The following is a 25521-nucleotide window of genomic DNA, read 5'->3' on the forward strand; positions in this document are numbered from 1 at the left end:
ACAAACTTATCATGGATAACTTACATACCATATCATCTTTTGAAAGATACTTCACTTATTTTTAATTTTTTGGTAATGATACTATTATATAAATTACTATTTATATTAAATTATAAATTTTTATCTAGCTATAAACATCAGCTTTAAAATGTTTATTAAATCATTTTATAAAAATAAAAGAGATTCGCTAACTTTAAATCGATCAAGCAAACAATCAATACGGCTTTTTGGTTATGCCAAAGTTTCAACCCGTCAACAATTCCTCGATATTCAAATTAAATCCTTTAAAGAAGCCGCTGTAAGAACAAATAAATTTTTATTAATAAGACCTCAGGTAATCACAGCAGACAGGAATACTATCGCCACTGCTTTTCCATCACCGGCGTATAAGGCTGAACTCCACAATAACGGGTTGTATGATATGCACTAACATTAAGTTCGCCTGCCATTGGCTATAATGGATGCCATATTTGCATTATCAGCGTTCTGTCGCCGGTTAACTGGCAACCTTCGAATCAGTTCATTCTGGGCACCATTAGATAATCGTTAGCAGCGATTATCAGCGAACTGATCTGTGCAACGCTGCTTTTTGCTAGCAAAATAAACAACAGATGAAAAATGAGCTTACGTTAGGTAATAAAAAACCCTATGCTGAATGATAGGGTTAGAAACCAGGAAATAGAATAGCGATTAGTTACAGCACATTAATAGAATTTAACTCTTTATATGCAAGTTCTAAACGCGCAATCATAGAAGTCTGACCCGCACGCAGCCAAACACGAGGGTCATAATATTTTTTATTAGGTTTATCTTCACCTTCTGGATTACCCAATTGGCTTTGTAGATAACCTTCATTTTTCTTATAATAATTCAAAATGCCTTCCCAAGTCGCCCATTGGGTGTCAGTATCAATATTCATTTTTACCACACCATAACTGACTGCTTCTTTAATCTCTTCAGCAGTAGAACCTGAACCACCATGGAAAACAAAATTTAGATTATTTTCCGCTGGCAAATTAAATTTCTGCGCAACGTATTCTTGTGAATTCTTAAGAATCATTGGTGTTAATTGAACATTACCTGGCTTATAAACACCATGTACATTACCGAAAGAGGCGGCAATCGTAAAACGATGACTAATTTTACTCAATTGCTCATAGGCATAGGCGACATCTTCTGGTTGGGTATAAAGTGATGAGCTATCTAAGCCCGTGTTATCGACACCATCTTCCTCACCACCGGTGCAACCTAACTCAATTTCTAACGTCATGCCCATTTTGCTCATCCGTTGCAAATATTGGGAGCAAATAGCAATATTTTCCGCCAATGACTCTTCCGACAAATCGATCATATGAGATGAAAACAGCGGTTTACCGGTGGTTTTATAATATTCCTCACCAGCATCGAGTAAGCCGTCAATCCAAGGCAGTAGTTTACGTGCACAATGATCTGTATGTAAGATCACAGGTATACCATAATGTTTTGCCATTTGATGTACATGATGAGCACCTGAAATGGCCCCTAAAATCGCAGCTTGCTGGCCTTCTGCTTTTAAACCTTTACCAGCGATAAACGCGGCTCCACCGTTAGAAAATTGGACAATGACCGGAGAACGAACTTTAGCGGCAGTTTCCAAAACAGCATTAATCGAATCTGTACCTACACAATTAACAGCTGGCAACGCAAATTTATGCTCTTTTGCAATGGCAAAAACTTTTTGCACATCATCGCCGGTAATAACACCTGGTTTTACAAAATCAAAAATCTTAGACATGAGATAAAGTCCTATTATTGGACAGGTGATCAATGCTACCTGTCATTTTTTTCAGATATGATTACTGTTTTGCGCGTTCTTCTAACACGACAACTGCAGGTAATTTTTTCCCTTCCACAAATTCAAGAAAAGCACCACCACCAGTAGAAATATAAGAGATTTTATCCGCAATACCAAACAGATCAATAGCGGCTAACGTATCACCACCACCAGCAATAGAAAAAGCGTTGCTCTCGGCAATCGCTTGTGCAATCACTGCAGTGCCATGACGAAAATTAGGGAATTCGAAAACCCCAACCGGGCCATTCCATAAAATCGTTTTTGCCTTTTTAAGGATGTCAGCCAAACGCTCAGCAGTTTCATCACCTAAGTCCAAAATTTGTTCATCGTCTTTAACATCATTAACCGACTTCATCACCGCTTCTGCCGTTTCAGAAAATTCGGTCGCCACACGAACATCGGTTGGAACAGGAATATCGCAAGTTGATAATAATTTTTCTGCTTCTGGTATCAAATCATCTTCATATAAAGAACGGCCGACTTTATGACCTTCAGCAGCAATAAAAGTATTGGCAATACCCCCTCCGACAATAATCTGATCGGCAATTTTGGCTAAAGAATCCAAGACTGTTAATTTAGTAGAAACTTTTGAACCGCCAACGATTGCGACCATTGGGCGAGCAGGCTCTTTTAATGCTTTGCCTAATGCGTCCAACTCAGCAGATAACAGCGGCCCTGCGCATGCTATAGTTGCAAATTTTGCCACACCATGAGTTGATGCTTGAGCTCGGTGAGCAGTACCAAATGCATCCATTACATAGATGTCACAAAGTGCAGCATATTGCTTAGATAGAGTTTCATCATCCTTTTTTTCCCCTCTATTGAAGCGAACATTCTCAAGAACCACCAGTTCACCATTAGCAACTTCCACCCCATTTAAATAATCTTTTACCAAACGAACAGGGTAATCCAGCTTATCTGCTAAATAGTCTACAACGGGTTTCAGTGAAAATTCCTCATTATACTCACCTTCAATGGGGCGACCTAAATGAGACGTTACCATTACCTTTGCGCCCTGTTTCAAAGCGGTTTCAATCGTCGGTAAAGAAGCACGGATCCGTGCATCAGAGGTAACTTTGCCATCTTTGACAGGAACGTTTAGGTCAGCCCGGATGAATATTTTTTTACCCGCTAGATCTAAATCGGTCATCTTAATTACAGACATGGTGAATCCTCTCGTTGATTCTCTAAATTATTAATCTTCTGCTGTGTATGGGGCACAATATGCCCATACTGTCTGTCAACAGATAGATTTGTTGAAACCAGTAGCAGCCATTGCTAATGTCGTATCAAGCATACGATTGGCAAAACCCCACTCATTATCACACCAAACTAAAATCTTAATCAGGTGTTGTCCACTAACTCGTGTTTGCGTACCATCGACAATTGCACTATGTGGATCATGATTAAAATCAGTTGATACTAACGGCAATTCAGTATAATCAACTATACCACGAAATGAATCCTTTGCTGCCTGTTGCAATAGCTGATTGACTTTCCTTACTGTTACTTTTGACCTTACTATCACACTGAGATCAATTGCCGTTACATTGATAGTTGGTACGCGAACCGATATAGCTTCAAAATGATCTTTGAATTTAGGCAATATTCGTGTGATCCCAGCAGCTAATTTGGTATCAACAGGAATAATAGATTGGCAAGCCGCACGTGTTCGACGTAAGTCTAGATGATAAGCATCAATAACCGGCTGATCATTCATTGCAGCGTGAATTGTTGTCACTGTACCAGATTCAATATCCAAAGTATCATCTAATATTTTTATTACAGGAATAATACAATTTGTGGTACATGATGCGTTTGACACCACTTGATCACTATTTTTCAAACTGGTTTCATTAACACCATAGACAATAGTTGCATCCAGATCAGCACTCCCCGGATGGGAAAATAGCACTTTTTTTGCGCCACTAGCTAAATGCGCATAGCCATCGGCCTTTGAACCATAAATACCCGTGCAATCGAGTACTATGTCGATATCCAAAGTCCGCCATGGCAGTTTTTCAATCTCAGGTTGATGAAAGAGATGAATATTGTCATTACCTACCACTAGCAAATCATTATCCAGGCGCACATCCCAGGCAAATCGACCATGACTAGAGTCATACTTCAATAAATGCGCAATCCCTTGTGCAGTAGCAATTTCATTAATCGCAACAACAGCAATTTTAGCACGGTGATCTGATTCATAAAGCGCTCTTAATACACTACGCCCTATTCGCCCAAAACCGTTAATTGCTACTCTAACTACCATACTATTCCTTCAATTTAACAACTAATTTATTAACGGCTAAGAATACTGATAATTACAGCTTTTGTACTGAGGATTTTTGTTGTCAATCATAAAAAGTGTGCTTTTGATCAATAAATCTATCAACTTCAAAAAACTGAAACGTTTCAGCCAAATGTAAACAGGTTACGACATTAAAAAAAAGTTCGCAATAGATCTAGATCATCGGCTTAAATAAAAAAAGCGTATCTAATCATATAAAAAACTGATCAGTACGCTCACGCCATTTTGTCAATTACGACAATAAAGATTTAGCCTTAGCAATCACATTTTCTACGCTAAAACCAAATTCTTTAAATAAAACTTCTGCTGGCGCTGATTCACCAAAAGTATGCATACCAACAACCGCACCAGTTGTGCCAACATATTTGTACCAATAATCTGCAATGCCCGCCTCAACAGCGAGTCGTGCTGTCACCGAACAGGGTAATACAGACTCACGATAAGCAGCATCCTGCTTATCAAAAGTATCCGTTGATGGCATAGAAACCACCCGTACTTTATAACCTTCCGCAGTTAACTTTTCGTAAGCCTTAATAGCTAATCCAACTTCAGAGCCTGTTGCTATCAAAATAAGGGCTGGTGTTCCTTCACAATCTTTCAGCACATAAGCCCCTTTAATAATGTTGACTAACTGCTTAGCATCACGTGGCTGCTGCTCAAGATTTTGACGGGAAAAAATCAACGCACTTGGCCCCTCTTTACGCTCAATCGCATATTGCCAAGCAATAGCCGATTCAACCTGATCACAAGGACGCCAAGTACTTATATTAGGCGTCATACGCAAACTGGCTAATTGCTCAACAGGTTGATGGGTTGGACCATCTTCACCCAAACCGATAGAATCATGAGTATAAACAAAAATACTACGAATTTTCATTAACGCAGCCATACGCACTGCATTACGGGCATACTCAACAAACATTAAAAAGGTTGCACCATAGGGTATAAAACCACCATGTAATGCGATGCCATTCATAATCGCCGACATACCAAATTCACGTACACCATAGTGAATATAATTGCCTGCTGGAGAGTCTTTTATTGATTTAGAAGCCGACCACATAGTCAAATTACTGGGTGCTAAATCAGCAGAGCCACCTAAAAGTTCAGGCAATACCTTACCGAAAACTTCTAACGTATTTTGTGAAGCTTTACGGCTGGCAATATTGGCAGGGTTGCGTTGCAATTCACTGACGAAATCATTTGCCACAGCTTGCCAATTAAGCGGTAATTCACCTTGGGTACGTCGTATAAATTCATCGGCAAGTTGCGGAAAAGCTTGTTGATAAGCGGCAAATTTTTTATTCCAGGTGCTCTGTTTTTTCTGGCCTATTTCGCGAGCATTCCAGGCTTGATAAATATCTGCCGGTATCTCAAAAGCGGGATAAGGCCAATTTAATGCTGTACGAGTTTCAGCAATCTCCGTTTCACCTAATGGTGATCCATGCGCTTCTTCGGATCCCGCCTTATGTGGCGAGCCATAACCAATTATTGTTTTGCATATTAATAAAGAAGGTTTATCGGTAACTTTACGGGCTTGTTCTATTGCTAGCTTGATTTGTTCAGGATCATGTCCATCAATACCCTTGATAACATGCCAATGATAAGCGGCAAAACGTTCAGCAGTATTATCCGTAAACCAACCTTCTACTTCACCATCGATTGAAATGCCATTATCATCATAAAAGGCAATCAGTTTACCTAATTTTAGTGTTCCGGCCAGTGAGCAAGCTTCATGTGAAATGCCTTCCATCATGCAGCCATCTCCCATAAATACATAAGTAAAGTGATCAACGATATTATGGTCTGGACGATTAAATTGCGCGGCTAACGTTCGCTCGGCAATAGCAAACCCAACAGCATTTGCGATCCCTTGTCCGAGCGGGCCTGTCGTGGTTTCAACACCTGGAGTATAACCATATTCTGGATGTCCCGGTGTTTTGGAATGAAGTTGGCGAAAATTTTTTAACTCTTCGATCGGTAAATCATAACCAGTAAGATGTAGCAAACTATAAAGTAACATAGAGCCATGGCCATTAGATAATACAAAACGGTCACGATCTACCCAGCTAGGATCAGCAGGATTGTGATCCAGATAGTCACGCCAGAGTACTTCAGCAATATCCGCCATTCCCATTGGCGCTCCTGGATGCCCTGACTTTGCTTTCTGTACCGCATCCATACTGAGGAAACGAATAGCATTAGCAAGGATTTTACGAGTGATCATTGTTTACTCCATCTCGAATAAATAGCAAATTTCACACTGATTTTTTCAATGCTACTTTCTCATTTTAACAGTTAAAATTTAATCTAGATACCTAGCCTAAATAACCAACGGTAACAAAACATTCATTAAACACAAAGAAATCAAAAATAAGTCAATGAAAAAATAATAACAACACAGTTTGTGCTACATTGAAAATCAAAACACTAACATCCTAATTTTTTCTAAGCAAAAAGGCTGTGAGATTGGATATGATTTTAATGGAAAAAGGATGCCAATTATCTTAAAGAGACAAAAAACCCCGAGACTTATTGCTCAGGGTTTCATAAAATTGGCGGTGCGGACGGGACTCGAACCCGCGACCCCCGGCGTGACAGGCCGGTATTCTAACCAACTGAACTACCGCACCTTGGTATAATCGAGTTAAGAACGGCGATGATATTACGAATCGGCTCCCTATACGTCAATATCTTTTAGAAAAAAAATCACTGTTTGCACATTTTTTCAGCTAAAAATGTAACTATGGTTAATGTTTAACCTGATCTGTTTCTTTATTACTCAACCGCCAAAGTGAAATCTTGCCACCTTTCTTTTCAATCAAATCCAGTCTTGCTTCATGGGCTGCAATTTCTTCCTGATTAGCATAAACTACACTTAATCCCGTCGCCTGTCTCTTTATTCGTTTAACGTCACCTCTATAGACCTCGCTACCCGGCTCTGAATCAACTGAAAAAGCTAAAGAGGTTTGTCCCCCGGTCATTGCCATATAAACTTCAGCCAGGATCTCAGCATCGAGCAATGCGCCGTGTAATGTGCGCTTTGAGTTATCAATATGATAACGATCACATAAAGCATCAAGATTATTTCGTTTTCCCGGAAACAACTTTCTGGCCAGCACTAAACTATCCGTGATCTGACAAAAGTTGGCTGTTGGAGGAATATCTCTATTCAGTTTAGAAAATTCATAGTCCATAAAGCCAATATCAAAAGGGGCATTATGGATGACTAACTCAGCACCGCGAATAAAGTCTAAAAATTCATCCGCGATTTGGGCAAAAGTTGGTTTATCTTGTAAAAACTCATCACTAATGCCATGAACTTCGAAAGCTTCAGGATCAACTAAGCGTGCTGGTTTTATATAAACATGAAAATGACGGCCGGTAAGACGGCGATTAATTACTTCTACCGCGCCAATTTCAATAATATTGTGTCCTTCATAATGGATCCCTAGCTTATTCATACCAGTAGTTTCCGTATCAAGAACAATTTGTCGTGTAATCACTGTGCTCATAGTGCCTTTTTATGTCAGACTTAGGGGTTATAAATCACGAATAAAATGAGTTTATCAGAAATGACGAAACAGGTAGAAATTTTCACCGATGGTTCTTGCTTAGGTAATCCAGGCCCAGGCGGTTATGGTATTTTACTCCGTTATCATAAACATGAAAAAACATTAAGCAAAGGCTATTTTCGTACCACCAATAATCGTATGGAGTTAATGGCTGCCATTATTGGTTTAGAAACGCTCAAACAACCCTGCCAGGTTATTCTAACCACAGATAGTCAATATGTACGTCAAGGAATCACCCAATGGATACATAATTGGAAAAGTCGCCAATGGCGACGGGCAGATAAATCGCCTGTTTTAAATGTTGATTTATGGCAACGATTAGACGCAGCAATTTCGCGGCACCAAGTAGAATGGCACTGGGTCAAAGGCCATGCAGGACATCCAGAAAATGAGCGATGCGATGAATTAGCAAGAAATGCGGCAAATTCACCAACAGATGAGGATAGCGGCTACCAGACGGCGCAAAATTAATGACGTTTACGCCAACACTTAGCAACCCCGACTGTATTCCCTATTTTCATGCGGGTTCGCATAAGTTTTATTGGTGTTGGCGTCAACGGTAACGTTCTTTTACGGGCAATGATAACATTGATACAACCGGCAAATTGCAAATTTCTATTGATAAAATGGTCAGGACTTATCCAAGGTATAATTTGAAAACTTTGCTGATGCAGTACTTCGTAATTCAATAAGCTCAACCAATCAAGTTGACGCCAGATTGAAAACATATGACTAGGAAAGGGTTGCCGCTTACGTAAAAAAGGAATGCATTTCCCTATCCCTAACAAACTAAAAGGATTAAAATTAGATAAAATTAGCCAACCATCATCAACCAAAATTCTATCGGCTTCACGCAATAACCAATGTGGATTAGTACTGTAAGATAATTGCTGTATTAAGAGACAGGCATCAATCGATTTGTCCTCAAAAGGCATCTCATTAGGAGCACCTAATAATTGAAAGTTATTTCCAGTTATATTCATGCTAAATTGATGAGTAATCAGCGATGATTGAGTGTCAATTTGTAAACTCAATTGACCAATTTTTAACAAATGGAAACCAAATATTTTTGGCCACCATGGTTGTAGCTGCTGGTTTAATGCAATACGATAATACTTGCCCCATGGGATATCTTCCCAGGAGTCAGGCATTTTAGATAGTTGAGCAATACGAGCTGACTTCATTGTAATATCCTTCTAACCCATTAGCTATGAGGCATTATTATATTATGGAGCTTATCAGAATTCCTTCCCTAGTTGATAATTATATATGGCTATTAATCTATCAAGGTAATTGTATTATTGTTGATCCTGGTACCGCTAAGCCAGTACAGCAATTTTTACAACAAAATGCCATACACCCAGTCGCTATTTTACTTACTCACCACCACCATGATCACGTCGATGGTGTCAAAGAATTAACAAGATATTATCCAGAATTAGTTGTTTATGGCCCAATGGAAACCAGTAGTAAGGGAACAACATGTGTCATAAAAGGCGGAGAACAGCTAAACTTTGCTGGGTTTTCATGGCAAATTTTTGCTGTACCAGGACATACACTAGGACATGTTGCTTACTATCAAAAACCCTATCTATTTTGCGGTGATACGCTGTTTTCTGGTGGTTGTGGACGTATTTTTGAAGGAACAGCTGAACAAATGTACCAGTCGATTGAAACACTGAAAGCTTTACCTGATGAGACGTTAGTCTGTTGCGCACATGAGTACACCGCTGCAAATATGGCATTTGCCAGTTATTTGTTACCCCATGATAAGGCGATAAAAGCCTATACTTTAGCCGTCAATCAAAAACGAGCCCAAAAACAACCCACACTGCCATCATCACTTAAAATTGAAAAAGAGATCAATATTTTCTTAAGATCTGACGATCCCTATTTACAAAAAGTATTGGGATTTTCGCCTGCCACTGCTTCAAATTGTGATGTATTTGCCAAAATTCGCAAACTAAAAGATCGCTTTTAAATTGATAGTTGTCATTAACTAACGAGATCAGTATCATTGGCCTCTTTATTAAGCAATTGAATAAATAACAGCCTAGGATAGGTTACATAAATGAAGACAAAAGCGATATTATTCGCCTCTGTTTTGCTTATTGGCTGTCAAATGACACCCAATAAGCAAACACCAGATCCGTCTTCAGCCAATCAAGATATTGAAACCACCGCTTGGGAATCAACCTATTTAATAGAAAATGATTTGTGGGGTTATATTAGTAATGAGCTGAAAATGGATATTCCTGATAATGCCAGGATCGCAAATCAAATCAAATCTTATTTAGCCAAAGAAAGCTATCTGCAAAATGTGACATTACGGGCAGAGCCTTACATGTACTGGATTGTTGAAAAAATTGATCAGCGCAACTTGCCAATGGAGCTTGCCTTGGTTCCGATTGTTGAAAGTGCTTTTAATTCCCATGCGACTTCACAGGCACAGGCAACAGGTTTATGGCAAATTATTCCATTGACTGGTCAATCATATGGATTAAAACAAAATAAATGGGTTGATGAACGTAGAGATGTCGCTGCCTCTACTACTGCAGCACTAAATTTACTAGAACGATTAAATAATCTATTTGACGGTGATTGGCCATTAACATTGGCTGCTTATAATTGTGGTGAAGGCTGTGTACTTAATGCCATCAAGAAAAATGAAGTCCTTGGGTTACCTACTGATTATTGGTCATTATCACTACCCAAAGAAACAATGAACTATGTGCCAAAAATTTTGGCGCTTAGTAATATATTACGCAACAGCGATCAATATGCGTTGCCATTACCAACGACTAATAAAAATAATGCGCTTACCCAGGTGAATATCGGCGAACAAATTACTTTACCCCAAGCAGCTAGACTTTCTGGGCTGTCGTTAACCGCTCTAAAAGCCTATAATCCTAATTTAAAGCATAATATAACACCACCAGCCGGCCCCTATACTATTATGTTACCAACAGATAAAGCTGAGCTGCTTAAAGACGCGCTTTCTGATCAAGCAGTATTAAATAGTATTCGTCTTGCTGTTGCCAAAAATAATAAACAGCTATTAGCTAAACAACGCACTATTAATAGTTATAAAGTTAAACGCGGTGATTCCTTATCAATTATCGCCAAACGTTTTAACATGACAACCGATAAACTTAAGTCGCTAAATGGTATGAAAACGGCTAACTTGAGGATTGGACAAACTTTAAAAATTAGTGGTAAAAATAGTTATCATACAGCAACTATGATTGCAAAGAATAGCGCTGCATTAAGCAAGAAAGGGAAAGCTAATATCAAGACCTACAAAGTCCGTCAAGGTGATTCCTACTACAGTATTGCTAAACGTCATGGCATCAATCTTAAAGATCTGATGAATTGGAATGCTGGTGTTAAAATAGCTGATTTAAAACCAGGTATAACATTAACTATTCACCTATAATAAAATTATGGCAAAACAACCCTTCGTAGAAGGGTTATTTTGCGGATTAATAAAAATTTGGCGATTATTTCTTTTTATTAGGCATTGAGATAATATCTATTCCACCTAAACTTGTCCGTAATCTGGACTGGTAAAATAAAAAAGAGCAAATACTGAAAAAAATAAAAAATAGAGAATAATAAAAATTAGACTAATAATAAATGCTGCCAATCCAGCTCTATTCCAAGTTTCCTGTACCAGTTTAAATGTTCTTACATCACTATAGTTACCATTACTCCATGCCCATTCATTCCCCTTAAAACCACATACAAACATCCAAATAAAATTAAATAATGGAATAATACAAAGTAGTGGCCAATAAGTTCGATTTCCAAACCCCCAAAAAATACTGAACATAAAAGCGCCCCAATTCCACCCTTTAACTTCTCCTGGCATCATTTTTTTCTGGATTTGATTTTCCATAATTAGCTCCTAAAATCACAAGTAAAAGCAACTGAAATATAGACGATTTTAATATCAAAGCAAATTTTCTTTTTTATTGTATTTAATATTTATTATAAATAAAAAAATAAATAACCATTTAATTAACTTAAAAAATAGAATATTAGTTCATTAAACCATATTTATTAGTAAAAATAATTTTATATTAATTATTTAAAGCAATTTTAAATAAGAGTATTGGTGAAATCAAAATCTAGCATTTCATATATAATAAACCTGACCTAAAATTTTTCATAAATATATTAATATTAAAGGGAGTTATAATGGACTATTACTCAATTTTATCCAAATTAAGTTTAAATTTTATATTATTTATTTTAATTAGTGCTAATAAATTTATTTATGCCAATACTTCTACTATTGAAATTGCAAAACCACTGGAAAATGGAATTTCATATAATACTTTTTCTGAACTTCCTTCCAGTCAAAATAGCATTAGCTTTAATAACGATATATTATCAAATCCAAAACTGGACAATACAGCAGCTAAGATTATTATCGCAGAAATTACTAGTGATAAACACTCTAATCTAGAAGGTACAATCGGCATTAAAGGAACTATTGCTGATCTGATTATTGCCAATCCTAATGGGATCAGTTGGAAAAATGGTAAAACAGACAATGTCAAAAATCTGTCGCTTATCGCAGGTAAACTGGAAATCCCAGCAGAGAAAACGTTACAACAGCTGAAAAGTCTAAAATTCATTACCACAATAGGTAGCAATATTAATTTAACTGAAGATAGGGAAAATACTTTGCCGATTAATAATCTGGTGAATATAGAGGCTAAAATAAATGTTGCCAAACTTAATCTTTTCGCCGATAAAATTATCATCAATGATAACATTACGCTTAACGCTGGGCAGCAACATTACCTTGCTGCAACTGGCGCGATATCCTATAGCCTTCAGCGAGCTAATATTAAACTTAAGCACCTAATCAAGCCGGAGCCTAATCTAACTTATTTACACCATAGTCAACTCAAACTTGAGCAACAAGCTATTATCAAAGGACAAAATATTTTTCTGGAAAGCCATCCTTATCAATGTAGTAATAGTTATTCATGCAAAAATAAACATATTCAATTAAACGGTACGCTCATCGCGCAAAATTTTTCTCTACGTGGTGATAGTCTATTTGAAAATTCAGGATTACTAATTTTTGGCCGGCAACCATAATAAATAAATTGATAACATCAATAAACCTTTGCCCTGATTAAGCCATAGACAAAGGGTAAACGAGCTCCAAGTGATAATTAACAAAAAGGCGAGATAACAATAAGTCTCTCGCCTTGAGTATCTGTTGAATCAACAACGGTAAATTTAAGCCTGGCCTTTCACTTCTTTTAGACCATTAAAAGGAACTTTTTCACCTAATGCTTCTTCAATACGAATTAATTGGTTATATTTAGCTACCCGATCAGAGCGGCTCATTGAACCTGTTTTGATCTGGCCGGCTGCTGTTCCTACTGCCAAATCTGCAATTGTTGCGTCTTCAGTTTCACCTGAACGATGTGAAATAACCGCCGTGTAACCCGCATCTTTCGCCATCTTAATTGCCGCTAAAGTTTCGGTTAAGCTACCAATCTGATTAAATTTAATTAAAATAGAATTAGCAATACCTTTTTCGATACCTTCTCGCAAGATTTTGGTATTAGTAACAAATAAATCATCACCCACTAACTGAATTTTGTCACCCAACACCTTAGTCTGATAAGCAAAACCATCCCAATCTGACTCATTAAGCCCATCTTCAATAGAAACGATAGGATATTGTTTGGTTAATTCTTCCAGATAATGGGTAAACTCTTGTGAAGTAAAAGTTTTACCTTCACCTTTCAGCTCATAATTACCGGTTTCCTGGTTGTAGAATTCTGAGGCAGCACAATCCATGGCTAAGGTAATATCTTTACCTAGCACATAACCTGCTGCTTCAACGGCATCCTTAATTGCGGCTAAAGCGGCAGCATTAGATTCTAAATTAGGCGCATAACCACCTTCATCCCCCACTGCGGTATTCATCCCTTTGGCTTTTAACACTTTTGCCAAGTGATGAAAAACTTCCGAACCCATCCGGACTGCTTCTTTCAAGCTTTTTGCACCGACTGGCTGGATCATAAACTCTTGAATATCAACATTGTTATCCGCATGTTCGCCACCATTGATAATATTCATCATCGGTAAGGGCATAGAGAATTTACCCGGCGTGCCATTCAATTCAGCAATATGCTCGTATAAAGGCATGCCTTTCGCCGCTGCCGCTGCTTTAGCATTAGCCAGTGAAACGGCCAAAATCGCATTAGCACCGAATTTAGATTTATTTTCTGTACCGTCTAAGTCGATCATGATTTTATCGATATTAGCCTGATCTTTGGCATCTTGGCCGATCAACGCATCAGCAATCGGGCCATTCACTGCGGCAACTGCTTTCAGGACACCTTTCCCTAAAAAGCGAGCTTTATCACCATCACGTAATTCCAATGCTTCTCGTGAACCGGTTGATGCACCAGAGGGTGCCGCTGCTAAACCAACAAATCCTCCTTCTAAATGAACCTCTGCTTCAACAGTCGGATTACCACGGGAGTCGATGATTTCACGCCCGATGACTTTAACGATTTTGGACATTAAATTTTCCTCAGTACAAGTTAAATTTCAGCCAATGGTAACAAATTAATACCATTAACCCATATCTCATTTCAGTTGGCCTTGCTGATATTCCTTCGCAGCTTTAATAAAACCAGCAAATAAAGGATGACCATCTCTTGGTGTCGAAGTAAATTCAGGATGAAACTGACAAGCTACAAACCAAGGATGGTTAGGATCCTCAATAATTTCCACCAGCTTATTGTCCGCCGAGCGTCCTGCAATACATAAACCCGCTTCTTCAATCCGCGCTAAAAGCATATTATTGACTTCATAACGGTGGCGATGCCGCTCCATAATTGTGTCACTATTGTATAACTGGCGGACTTTACTACCTTTCACTAAATGGCATAATTGGCCACCTACACGCATCGTTCCACCAAGATCACTCTTCTCATTGCGAACTTTAATATTACCACTGTCATCAGACCATTCTGTAATTAAAGCAACTACCGGATAGGGACAATCTGGCGCAAATTCTGTCGAGTTTGCCCCTTCCATACCCGCAACATGACGAGCATATTCAATCAGGGCAACCTGCATTCCCAGGCAAATACCCAAATATGGAATATTATTTTCACGTGCGTAACGTGCTGCCAGAATTTTTCCTTCGACACCTCGTTCACCAAAACCACCTGGAACTAGGATAGCATCTAGCCCTTTTAGTAGCTCGCTACCACGTGCTTCAATATCTTCCGAATCAATCAGTTTAATATTTACTGTTAAACGATTTTTTAAACCGCCATGTTTTAACGCTTCAATAACCGATTTATAAGCATCAGGTAACTCGATATATTTGCCCACCATGCCAATAGTTACCTTACCTACCGGGTTGGCTTGCGCATCAATAACCTGTTCCCATTCGGACAAATCAGCGGCTGGGCATGCAAGTTCAAATTTTTCACAAATATAATCATCTAACTGCTGAGATTTCAATAATGCAGGAATTTTATAAATTGAATCAACATCCTCTAATGAAATAACCGCTTTTTCCGGTACATTGCAGAAAAGCGCAATTTTTGCCCGTTCATTAACAGGAATAACGCGATCAGAACGGCAAATTAACACGTCCGGCTGAATACCAATAGAAAGAAGTTCTTTTACCGAATGTTGAGTCGGTTTGGTTTTAACTTCACCCGCAGCAGGTAAATAAGGTACTAAAGTAAGATGCAAGAAAAGCGTGTGTTTACGACCAACATCAACAGCTAATTGGCGAATCGCTTCCAAAAAAGGTAAAGATTCAATATCGCCCACTGTGCCACCAACTTCAACCAAAACGATATCGTGACCTTCTCCGCCACGAATTATCCGATTTTTAATCTCATCGGTAATATGAGGAATAACTTGAATAGTTTTGCCTAAATAATCACCACGACGCTCTTTACGTAATACTTCAGAATATACGCGACCCGTTGTGAAATTATTACGACGTGTCATTTTAGTACGAATAAAACGTTCATAATGCCCTAGATCAAGATCAGTTTCTGCACCATCTTCGGTAACAAAAACTTCTCCATGTTGGATTGGGCTCATCGTGCCTGGATCAACATTAATATAAGGATCCAGTTTCATTATGGTAACATTCAGTCCACGGGCCTCAAGTATAGCAGCCAAAGAGGCTGCGGCAATGCCTTTGCCCAGAGAGGAAACTACCCCGCCGGTTACAAAAATATAATTTGTTTTCATGCTGAACCTGAAAATTTAGGTGTAAAAGACGATGAATATAACAGGACGGGAAAGCAGTATACCCTAACCTTAAATCTGCTACAAATGTTCTAAACTTTTTAAGGTTAATTTTCATCAATAATCTTTTAATATCAAGAATTAGCTTTCGTCAATTCCTTGTAAAAAATAGCTGTTCGATTATAACATCCTAACTAATATTTAATCCATTCAGCTAAAACAATAATCACTCTTTTTTAATTTGTTGCCAAAGTTTTTCCATTTCATCTAGTGTAGCATTTTCTAATGAACCGCCTTTGTTTAAGATCAGTTTTTCTACTTGGCGAAAACGGCCTTCAAATTTACCACACGCTTTTTGTAATGCTAATTCTGGCTCATGGCCAAGATGGCGCGATAAATTAACCACCGCAAAAAGTAAATCACCAATTTCTTCTTCAATACGCGACGGGATCGGTGTAGGCTTATTTATTTCTGCCAAAACTTCTTCAATTTCTTCATGTACTTTGGCCAATACTGGAGCAAATTTATCCCAATCAAAACCCACCGTTGCACAGCGTTTTTGCATTTTATTGGCTTTCATTAATGCCGGCAGTACTGGTGGAATATCATCTAAAATAGAATGTTGGTTTTTTGCTGCTCGTTCTTTGACTTTATTTTTTTCCCAGTCATAGTTTGCCTTATCGCTCTTTGCGAATGATTGCCCAGCAAAAATATGGGGATGACGTGATATTAACTTTTGACTCACGATTTGGCAGATTTCATTAAAATCAAATAATGCTTGTTCTTTTGCAATTTGAGCATAAAAGACAATATGAAACAGTAAATCACCCAATTCTTCTTTTAAAGCAGCAAAATCTTGACGTTCAATCGCATCCAGAACTTCATAAGTTTCCTCCAGCGTATAAGGCGCTATTGTGGCAAAAGATTGCATTTTATCCCATGCACAACCATGCTCAGGATCACGTAACTGAGTCATCATCAATAACAATCGTTCTATTGTACCTGAATCCGTTTGCATGTTATTTCCATCCGAAGTTAATAAAGATCAAAAACCAATTAACGCACCGCTTGCTAAAACATAATGTAATACTTACGACTTAATGCAACGTTTAGCCTCGAATACATCAGGAAGTTGATTTAATTTCGCTAAAATACGAGCTAAAACCGGTAAATTATAGATTTCAATATTCATATCAATAGTCGCCAACTGTTGTTTAACATCACTACGACTACTAACACTTAAAACATTTACTTTTTCATTAGCAAGAATAGTCGTGATATCTCTTAATAATCCACTGCGATCATTAGCAATAATTCGCAGGCCTAATGAGTAACCACTAGAGTAGTTTTCCCCCCAAATAGCATCGACTATTCTTTCTGGAGCATGCAATTGTAGTTCAATCAGTTGCTCACAATCGATGCGATGGATCGAGATACCTCGACCTTTGGTAATAAAACCAACAATATCATCACCAGGAATTGGCTGACAACAACGAGCAATATGGTGCATTAAGTTGCCAACACCTTCTACAACGATGCTTCCACTCTCCTTCATTGGCAAGCGGATAGCAGATATTTTATCTTCCAACGTCTTTAAAGCAGCGCGATCGGCTTCTTCGGCTGTGGTTTGGCTAAACTTATTCTGTAAAAAATTTACCAGTTGATTAATACGAATATCACCAACGCCAATACCCGCTAGAACTTCATCCAACGAATTAACGTTGTAGCGCGTTAATAACAACTTTTCAGCCTCTTTTAAACTTACCGCCAGATGATTAAGTTCATTATCTAATATTTGTCGCCCTGCCTGGATATTCTTGTCACGATCCTGCTTACGAAACCAATTGTGGATCTTAGCGCGACCACGGCTTGTGGTAACGTAGCCTAAATTTGGATTGAGCCAGTCACGGCTAGGGTTTGGATACTTTTGCGTGATAATTTCAACTTGATCTCCCATCTGTAAATGATAACTAAAAGGAACAATTCGGCCGCTGATCTTAGCGCCAATACAGCGATGGCCAACATCACTATGAATATGGTAGGCAAAATCAAGTGGCGTTGAGCCAGCAGGTAAATCAATAACATCACCTTTAGGGGTAAAAACATAGACGCGATCATCGAAAACCTGACTACGAACTTCATCAAGCATTTCCCCTGAATCAGCCATCTCTTCCTGCCAGGCTATCAATTTTCTTAACCAGACAATACGATTTTCATAGCTACTCTCTTTGCCCGTTATTACCGCTCCTTCTTTATATTTCCAGTGAGCTGCAATGCCTAATTCAGCATCTTCGTGCATTTGCCGAGTCCGGATTTGTATTTCAATTGTTTTACCATTGGGCCCTAATACCACAGTATGAATAGATTGATAGCCATTCGGTTTAGGGTTAGCAACATAATCATCAAACTCATCAGGTAAATGACGAAAATGGGTATGCACAATACCTAATGCAGCGTAACAGTCTTGTAAACGTTCAACGACAATACGCACAGCGCGAACATCAAAAAGTTCATCAAAAGCCAGATATTTTTTTTGCATCTTTCGCCAGATGCTATATATATGCTTCGGGCGGCCATAAATATCTGCTGTAATGCTTTCCTTTAACATAAAATGTCGCAGTGACGAAACAAAATCATCAATATATCGTTCACGATCGATACGTCGTTCATGAAGTAATTCAGCAATCTTTTTATATTCATCCGGGTGTAAATAATGAAAACAGAAATCTTCTAGCTCCCATTTCAATTGCCCAATGCCTAAACGGTTGGCTAAAGGAGCATATATATTTAAGCACTCTTTTGCTGTTAAGACTCTTTCATCTTCGGAGCGTTCCCTGACCTCACGTAAGTAGGCAATACGTTCCGCTATCTTAATCACCACGCAACGAAAATCTTCCACCATGGCGAGCAACATCCGGCGAATATTATCTACCTGGCTAGAACTTTTTTCGCCTAATTGGTTAGCATTCAGTTGGCGAATGGCGTCCATCTCCATTACACCTTTAACCAAAGCGTGAATCGATTTACCAAACTCAATATCGATAATTTCTTCAGTGACAATTTTGGCATCAACTAGGGGAAATAGCATTGCTGCACGCAAACTATCGAGATCCATACTTAATGTGGACAGGATTTCTGCCATCTCGATCCCACGCCAAAGCAGTAATTGACCATTTTCATAGTGCTCAACTTTACTATCGCAGTAATGCCAAACTTCAATTAATTTTTGTTCTGAGTCATTAGTGGTAAGTTTGAGACTAGCAACCCATTTATCAACGGCAAATTCGCCTGCAGATGTCAAATGAGCGCTTCTAATTGCAACCATAATCTTTCCTTGCCTATTTGCTTGAATCGCGACAAAAAAGTGCCATAGACTCTAGATGACTAGTATGCGGGAACATATCTAACATCCTGACACTCATAAGTTGATAACTGGCTGTAAGTAATTGTTTACTATCTTTCACTAATGTCGTTGGGTTGCATGAGATATAAACAACCCGTTCTGGCTTAAGCTTGATAATATGTGACATTACGCCTATAGCACCTGCGCGTGCAGGATCTAGTAAGATTTTGTTAAAGCCCATTTTTGCCCAAGGTTGGCAATCTATGGCAAGCTCAAGATCAGCTTGATAAAACTCCGCATTAGTTAATCGATTTAGACTTGCGTTGTAGCGTCCTTGCGCTACCAATTCAGTAACTCCTTCAACACCAACAACCGAATGAACATGACATGCGATGGGCAAGGTAAAATTACCCATGCCACAAAATAGATCCAAAACCCTATCTTTCGGCTCAAGCGCTAACCAATCCAACGCTTGCGCAACCATTTTTTTATTAATTTCGGGATTTACTTGAATAAAATTCTGCGGATCAAATGTCAATTTCACATTCTCAATAGAATAATAAGGATCACTATCATTACTTGCTGAACTAACAAGTTTAAGCTGTTTGGCACTGTTGTCGACCAAATAAACATTCAGATTATAGCTTCTGGCAAAGGCAGTTAATAACATTTTATCATCAGTAGCTAATGGTTTAAGGTGACGCAAGATAACACTCACACCGTTATCCGCATTAACAAGCTCAACATGACCTAAATGTTTAACTGCAGCCAATTTGTTTAAGCAGTCAGCCACAGGCAGTAATAATTTTTCTAGTTCTGGTTGTAGTACAGGACACATTTTCAGCTCTACCAACACATTTGATTGGTTCTGACGAAATCCCATCCGTAAACGACGTTCTGCATGTTGGTAATGAAGACCAAACCTCGCTCTACGACGATATCCATACTCACTGCCTGCGATAACTGGCAATGATTTTACTGCTCTTCCGGTTTCACATTGAAATAAATATTCTAACCTACTGACCTTAGCCGCACGTTGAAGAGTTGGCGTCACATGTTGTTGTTGACAACCGCCACAGATACCAAAATGACGACAAAAAGGTGCCACCCGATCAAGGCTATCAGTCAATCGTTTGCTCACTTTTGCTTTGGCAAATTGTCTTTTCTCTTCCGTAAGTTGAATTTGTGCTTGCTCACCTGGAAGTAAATTAGTAATAAAGATTGTTTTTCCTTGATAATGGGCGACACCTTGGCCCTGAGCATCAAGACTTTCAGCTATTACTGTCAAATTATCGGGCTTAACTTTACGCTGCCGGCAAGAATAAAATTGTACCATATCATTAAAGGTGTAAAATTTTGTTGGTCTATTAATGTCTATTAATAAAGAAACTGTCATCTCATATATTGTGGAAAATTAAGTTCATTTTATTCATTTTCTCAATGAGGATGAAGAATAGTATCACATCTCAAAGCAATTGATGTAAATTATCTATCATTAAATGTTCGTTGTTTGTAATTTTATGGAATAAAATAAGAGATCTTTTTTATTTTTGTATAAAAATAAAAACAATGGAGTAAATTCTCAAAAATAAAATAAACCAATATAATATTGTAAAATAATGTTATAAATTTATAACATAATAAAGTTTATTAAGATCTCACTTTCTGAATTATGTTATAACTAATTTGTTACTAATTTCTAATAATAAATATTAACAAAATCGCTTTAATTATATAAATAGAAAAATTTAAGTGACGATGGTCTTTAAAGTCAAAATGTTTTCACTTAACTGATTTTAGCTGTGTATTTAATTAATACGCATAGTCTAAAGCATTGCTTAAAATATTTCCCAATGTATATATTCAAACAATGCTTATTTTCATTTTTTAATTTTTCACCGTAAATTTTCGATATTCTTGATAAGCATAATGATCGGTCATACCACTAATATAGTCTTGTATAAGACGAGCACGATAATAAAATTCTAATATATCTTTTTCTGTCTCATCAGTAGTACAAATTCCTTCAATGGCTTCACCATAAGCCAAACAATGTTTAGTTGATAATTTATGCAATAAGCGTGTTTCGATGAAATATTTCTTGTGATACTTATCTTGATAAAGCTGAATAAAATCAGCGCGTGGCATTAATAATAAAGGGCGATAAAAGTTTAGTAAGCCACTAATTATTCGATAACCTTGTAATTCTAATTGTTCAACTTCAGGATGGGTAAATACATGTTTATGGGCAACGCCTTTCAACACCTCTAATAGATGATGTTCATCACTTTTATCTTCCAATAAGGCACTATTAAAACTTCCTGCATAAATTTCAGCTAAATTTTTAATAAAACGATGAGCACTATAGGACGCCAATTTACTAATAATATTAACTCTAAGATACATAAAAAATTGATCTTGCTTACTACGCCTTGTTTCATTGTGATTAATGCTTTTATAAGCTTTTTCTACCGTCTGTTCAAATAAGTCACCTTTGGCTTTTTTACCTGTTTCCAACCAACCTTGTCGTAAATATTCCAACAACTGATCAACACTAAAAATACCTTTTTCAACCGCATCATCTAAATCAGCAATACAGTAAGAGATATCATCTGCGGCTTCCATAATATAGCAAAGCGGGAAACGGCAATAGGGTTCCATATCCAATTGACGAACAACTCTTTAATAAAACTATCTTCTGACCAAAAATAACCCGGTTTTTTAGTCAAATAATCAAAATCTTTAGGAATTTCATCCAGTTGATAAGCACCTTTAGTATATTTTAAGATTGAGCCAATTTGAGCATAAGTCAGGTTCAATTTTAATAATTGATGGATCATCCTAAGTCCCTGGGCATTACCTTCAAATTGACAAAGATCTTTACGCAATTGGCAACGAAGCAAATCTTTATTAGGTTCGTTTTTTAACTGGAGAAAATTAATCTGGTATTGATCGCTAGCCTTTGATTTATTAGAAATAAATTCAGCGTCAAGTAATGTTGAAAACCAGCTCTTAATGGCAGCTTCACCAAAATGACCAAAAGGTGGGTTACCTATATCATACATCAAACACGCCATTTCTATCAAACTTTCAAACGCATCAAGACGCTCAGAAAGACCATAAGTTGCCAGTAATTTCTTTTTTTTCAATTGACTGATCACGGTCTTTGAAATAAAACGGCCAATTTGCTGCACTTCTAATGAATGAGTTAGACGACTGCGAACTGCAGCATTTTGTTCTAAAGGAAAGACTTGAGTCTTCTGTTGTAATCGACGTATGGCTGCAGAATTAATAATGCGTCCTCGATCACTTTCAAATTGACGATTAACTTGTTCTTCATTCTTTGTATCAACATTGTAATCACTATATTTACGCAGAAAATTGAGCTTTTGCCTAAAATCAATCTTGGACATTTCTCCTCCTGATGATGAAATATCCCCAGCTAATGGGCACAGTTAACTTTTTTTGGTTTTCAATGTTACAATGGCACGGATCTGACAACATGTCTAATTAATCAACAGTGAGTATGACACAATGAAAGTTGCGATAATAGGTGCAATGGAGCAAGAAGTGGCATTATTGCGTGAGCTAATTGATGCTCAGTCTGCATTGTCACGAGGTGGCTGCGAAATCTATTGCGGAAAATTTAATGATCTTGATATCGCATTATTAAAATCAGGCATTGGTAAAGTTTCGGCGGCAATAGGAACAACCTTACTAATAGAACATTTTGCGCCTGAAATTATTATTAACACTGGCTCCGCCGGCGGATTAGTGCCTACTTTGCAGGTTGGCGATATCGTGGTTTCCAGCCAAGTTTGCTATCATGATGTCAATGTCACTGCTTTTGGTTACCAACCAGGCCAAATGGCACAATGTCCGGCTACATTCAATGCGAATAAAAAATTGATAGAACTGGCCGAAAAATGTATTGAAAAATTGGATTTACAGGCGATTCGCGGTTTGATTTGTAGTGGTGATAGCTTTATTAATGGCGCTAAAGCGTTAACCTATATTCGCCAAACTTTCCCTGCTGCCATCGCGGTTGAAATGGAAGGCGCTGCAATTGGTCATGTATGTCATCAATTTGGTATCCCATTCGTTGTTGTGCGTGCAATTTCTGATGTCGCTGATAAAGAGTCTCATCTCTCTTTTGAAGAATTTTTGCCTGTCGCTGCTCGTCAATCAAGCCTAATGGTGCAAACAATGTTGGCAAATTTAGCTAACTCAAGCCAAAGTAGTAGATGAGCTATTAACAGCCATTTCGGCAAGCTAAAATAGAGCCCCATACTAAGGGTTATTAATTACCCTTAGTAAGGTTAAGTGATTAAATACTAAATGAAGAACCACAACCGCAAGTTGTTTTGGCATTCGGATTGGTTACCACAAACCGTGCCCCTTCTAATCCTTCAATATAATCAACACAACCACCAACCAAATACTGTAAACTCATCGGATCAACGATTAATTCCACGCCTTGCTTTTCAATCGTTAAATCACCTTCATTCATTTTATCATCAAAGGTGAAACCATATTGAAAACCACTACAGCCCCCGCCAGTAATATAGACGCGCAAACGCAAATTGGGATTTTCTTCATCCGCAATCAGCGCTTTAACTTTATTTGCTGCAGCATCAGTAAACTGTATAGGCAATGCAGTATCATTACTCATTTCTAACTCCAGGCCGACATGCCAATCAATAGACACAGGAAGCATCAATACTTCACTGGACAAGGGGCAATTATCTAACAGCCGGCCAATTGATTCAAGATCCAGCCTAAATTAACTGATTTTAAAAAATTCCCCCTAAATTTGCTATTTGGTTTACTCGCAATACTGCTTTAAGATATGGCAAAAATTTCTGCTGGACAAATGCTTGGAGTTATTTAATGAGTCAATCTGAAACACTTTACCTAAAAGCTAAAAAATTTATTCCTGGCGGTGTCAATTCACCCGTGCGGGCGTTTAATGGTGTTGGCGGCTCTCCATTATTTATTCAGCGAGCTAACGGCGCTTATATTTATGATGTTGATGGCAAAGCTTATATTGATTACGTCGGTTCTTGGGGGCCAATGATTTTAGGTCATAACCACCCTATTATCCAGCAAGCAGTCATTCAAGCGGCAGAAAATGGCCTGAGTTTTGGTGCCCCAACCGCTATTGAAGTCGTAATGGCAGAAATGATAAGTCAACTTATTCCATCCATCGAAATGGTTCGTATGGTGAATTCAGGCACAGAAGCCACAATGAGTGCCATAAGGCTCGCTCGCGGCTATACAGAACGGGATAAGATTATTAAATTTGAAGGCTGTTATCATGGACATGCCGACTGCCTTTTAGTTAAAGCTGGCTCAGGTGCTTTAACTATCGGTCAGCCTAATTCTCCTGGCGTCCCTGCGGATATTGCTAAACATACGCTGACCTGTACATTTAATGATTTAGATTCTGTACGGCAAACTTTTGCCCAATATCCGCACGAAATCGCTTGTATCATTGTTGAGCCAGTAGCTGGCAATATGAATTGTATTCTACCGGAAGCTGAATTTTTGCCCGGGCTACGCACATTATGTGATCAATTTGGCGCACTACTGATTATTGACGAAGTCATGACCGGTTTTCGAGTTGCCTTAGGTGGTGCGCAAGCACATTATCAAGTCAAACCTGATTTGACCTGTCTAGGCAAAATAATCGGCGGTGGTATGCCTGTTGGCGCATTCGGTGGCCGCCGTGAACTGATGGAAAAACTCGCACCAATAGGGCCAATTTATCAAGCTGGCACATTATCAGGCAACCCATTAGCCATGGCTGCAGGCCTGGCTTGCTTAACTGAAGTCGCTAAACCCAATACCCATAAACGCTTAACAGAACTGACGACAAAACTTGCTAACGGTTTGCAAGAAAAAGCGCAACAAGCGGGTATTCCGTTCATTGTTAATCATGTTGGCGGCATGTTTGGTCTATTTTTTACCCAAGCAACCCAAGTTAATTGCTACCAAGATGTTATGCGATGTGATATTGAGAAATTTAAGCAATTCTTTCATTTAATGTTAGACCAAGGCGTTTATTTAGCCCCTTCAGCATTTGAGGCGGGTTTCATGTCCATTGCGCACAGTCATGAAGATATTGATCGCACAATCAAAGCGGCAGAAAATGCGTTTAACAAGATGCAATAATCATTTTTAAACATAAAAACCG

General features: G+C 38.2%; 20 protein-coding genes, 1 tRNA gene and 1 pseudogene. 7 read left to right on the forward strand and 15 right to left on the reverse strand.

The annotated features are described in order from the left end of the window. The first annotated feature begins 148 nt into the window (after positions 1-148). Complete coding sequence (locus tag ArsFIN_RS28905) at positions 149-430, forward strand: hypothetical protein (protein WP_026822872.1); 282 nt, start codon at positions 149-151, stop codon at positions 428-430. Between the two features lie 264 nt (positions 431-694). Here ArsFIN_RS28905 and fbaA read toward each other — a convergent pair whose 3' ends face one another. The 6 genes from fbaA to dnaQ form a co-directional block, all read right to left on the reverse strand. Then, complete coding sequence (gene fbaA, locus ArsFIN_RS16925; protein ID WP_026822873.1) at positions 695-1774, reverse strand: class II fructose-bisphosphate aldolase; 1080 nt, start codon at positions 1772-1774, stop codon at positions 695-697. Positions 1775-1835: 61 nt separating this feature from the next. Continuing rightward, positions 1836-2999 carry a phosphoglycerate kinase gene (gene pgk, locus ArsFIN_RS16930; protein ID WP_026822874.1) on the reverse strand — a complete coding sequence of 388 codons (1164 nt, stop codon included), beginning with the start codon at positions 2997-2999 and terminating at the stop codon, positions 1836-1838. Positions 3000-3074: 75 nt separating this feature from the next. Further along, a complete protein-coding gene (gene epd, locus ArsFIN_RS16935; RefSeq protein ID WP_026822875.1) occupies positions 3075-4106 on the reverse strand; it encodes an erythrose-4-phosphate dehydrogenase in 1032 nt (343 codons plus the stop codon). Between the two features lie 271 nt (positions 4107-4377). After that, positions 4378-6372, reverse strand: a complete 1995-nt coding sequence (tkt, locus tag ArsFIN_RS16940; RefSeq protein WP_026822876.1) for a transketolase — start codon at positions 6370-6372, stop codon at positions 4378-4380. 329 nt (positions 6373-6701) lie between these two features. Next, positions 6702-6778: transfer RNA gene (locus ArsFIN_RS16945), tRNA-Asp, on the reverse strand. Positions 6779-6895: 117 nt separating this feature from the next. After that, positions 6896-7660: a DNA polymerase III subunit epsilon gene (gene dnaQ, locus ArsFIN_RS16950; protein ID WP_026822877.1), complete on the reverse strand. Its 765-nt coding sequence runs from the start codon at positions 7658-7660 to the stop codon at positions 6896-6898. A gap of 60 nt (positions 7661-7720) precedes the next feature. Between dnaQ and rnhA the strand changes: the two genes are divergently transcribed. Then, positions 7721-8191, forward strand: coding sequence for a ribonuclease HI (gene rnhA, locus ArsFIN_RS16955; RefSeq protein WP_026822878.1), 471 nt, complete (start codon positions 7721-7723; stop codon positions 8189-8191). Here rnhA and ArsFIN_RS16960 read toward each other — a convergent pair. Continuing rightward, positions 8188-8904: a class I SAM-dependent methyltransferase gene (locus tag ArsFIN_RS16960; protein WP_026822879.1), complete on the reverse strand. Its 717-nt coding sequence runs from the start codon at positions 8902-8904 to the stop codon at positions 8188-8190. The genes rnhA and ArsFIN_RS16960 overlap by 4 nt on opposite strands. 44 nt (positions 8905-8948) lie before the next feature. On the opposite strand from ArsFIN_RS16960, the gene gloB reads away from it, so the two are divergent. Both gloB and mltD read left to right on the forward strand, forming a co-directional pair. Continuing rightward, on the forward strand, positions 8949-9701 hold the full coding sequence (gloB, locus tag ArsFIN_RS16965; protein ID WP_026822880.1) for a hydroxyacylglutathione hydrolase: 753 nt from the start codon (positions 8949-8951) through the stop codon (positions 9699-9701). 90 nt (positions 9702-9791) lie between these two features. Beyond that, on the forward strand, positions 9792-11156 hold the full coding sequence (mltD, locus tag ArsFIN_RS16970) for a murein transglycosylase D (protein ID WP_026822881.1): 1365 nt from the start codon (positions 9792-9794) through the stop codon (positions 11154-11156). Between the two features lie 105 nt (positions 11157-11261). Here the strand turns inward: mltD and ArsFIN_RS16975 are convergent, their stop codons facing one another. Beyond that, complete coding sequence (locus ArsFIN_RS16975; protein WP_034249652.1) at positions 11262-11618, reverse strand: hypothetical protein; 357 nt, start codon at positions 11616-11618, stop codon at positions 11262-11264. Between the two features lie 302 nt (positions 11619-11920). On the opposite strand from ArsFIN_RS16975, the gene ArsFIN_RS16980 reads away from it, so the two are divergent. Further along, positions 11921-12835, forward strand: a complete 915-nt coding sequence (locus tag ArsFIN_RS16980; RefSeq protein WP_026822883.1) for a two-partner secretion domain-containing protein — start codon at positions 11921-11923, stop codon at positions 12833-12835. Between the two features lie 144 nt (positions 12836-12979). On the opposite strand, the gene eno is transcribed toward ArsFIN_RS16980, so the two are convergent. From eno to dgt, 6 genes and pseudogenes are all read right to left on the reverse strand, one after another. Further along, complete coding sequence (eno, locus tag ArsFIN_RS16985) at positions 12980-14281, reverse strand: phosphopyruvate hydratase (protein ID WP_026822884.1); 1302 nt, start codon at positions 14279-14281, stop codon at positions 12980-12982. Between the two features lie 66 nt (positions 14282-14347). Further along, positions 14348-15985 (reverse strand): glutamine hydrolyzing CTP synthase, encoded by a 1638-nt coding sequence (gene pyrG / locus ArsFIN_RS16990; protein ID WP_026822885.1) that lies wholly within the window; start codon positions 15983-15985, stop codon positions 14348-14350. 223 nt (positions 15986-16208) lie between these two features. After that, positions 16209-17000: a nucleoside triphosphate pyrophosphohydrolase gene (gene mazG / locus ArsFIN_RS16995; protein WP_026822886.1), complete on the reverse strand. Its 792-nt coding sequence runs from the start codon at positions 16998-17000 to the stop codon at positions 16209-16211. A 72-nt stretch (positions 17001-17072) separates the two neighbouring features. After that, a complete protein-coding gene (gene relA / locus ArsFIN_RS17000) occupies positions 17073-19307 on the reverse strand; it encodes a GTP diphosphokinase (protein ID WP_026822887.1) in 2235 nt (744 codons plus the stop codon). A 13-nt stretch (positions 19308-19320) separates the two neighbouring features. Next, positions 19321-20661, reverse strand: a complete 1341-nt coding sequence (gene rlmD, locus ArsFIN_RS17005; RefSeq protein ID WP_026822888.1) for a 23S rRNA (uracil(1939)-C(5))-methyltransferase RlmD — start codon at positions 20659-20661, stop codon at positions 19321-19323. A gap of 551 nt (positions 20662-21212) precedes the next feature. Then, positions 21213-22738, reverse strand: a pseudogene (gene dgt, locus ArsFIN_RS17010) (dGTPase). Between the two features lie 121 nt (positions 22739-22859). On the opposite strand from dgt, the gene mtnN reads away from it, so the two are divergent. Beyond that, positions 22860-23573 carry a 5'-methylthioadenosine/S-adenosylhomocysteine nucleosidase gene (gene mtnN / locus ArsFIN_RS17015; RefSeq protein WP_026822889.1) on the forward strand — a complete coding sequence of 238 codons (714 nt, stop codon included), beginning with the start codon at positions 22860-22862 and terminating at the stop codon, positions 23571-23573. Between the two features lie 79 nt (positions 23574-23652). Here the strand turns inward: mtnN and erpA are convergent, their stop codons facing one another. Continuing rightward, positions 23653-23997 (reverse strand): iron-sulfur cluster insertion protein ErpA, encoded by a 345-nt coding sequence (gene erpA, locus ArsFIN_RS17020; protein ID WP_026822890.1) that lies wholly within the window; start codon positions 23995-23997, stop codon positions 23653-23655. 218 nt (positions 23998-24215) lie between these two features. On the opposite strand from erpA, the gene hemL reads away from it, so the two are divergent. Beyond that, positions 24216-25499 (forward strand): glutamate-1-semialdehyde 2,1-aminomutase, encoded by a 1284-nt coding sequence (gene hemL, locus ArsFIN_RS17025; protein WP_026822891.1) that lies wholly within the window; start codon positions 24216-24218, stop codon positions 25497-25499. The last annotated feature ends 22 nt before the right edge of the window (positions 25500-25521 follow it).

The organism is Arsenophonus nasoniae (assembly GCF_004768525.1).
GTDB lineage: Bacteria > Pseudomonadota > Gammaproteobacteria > Enterobacterales > Enterobacteriaceae > Arsenophonus > Arsenophonus nasoniae.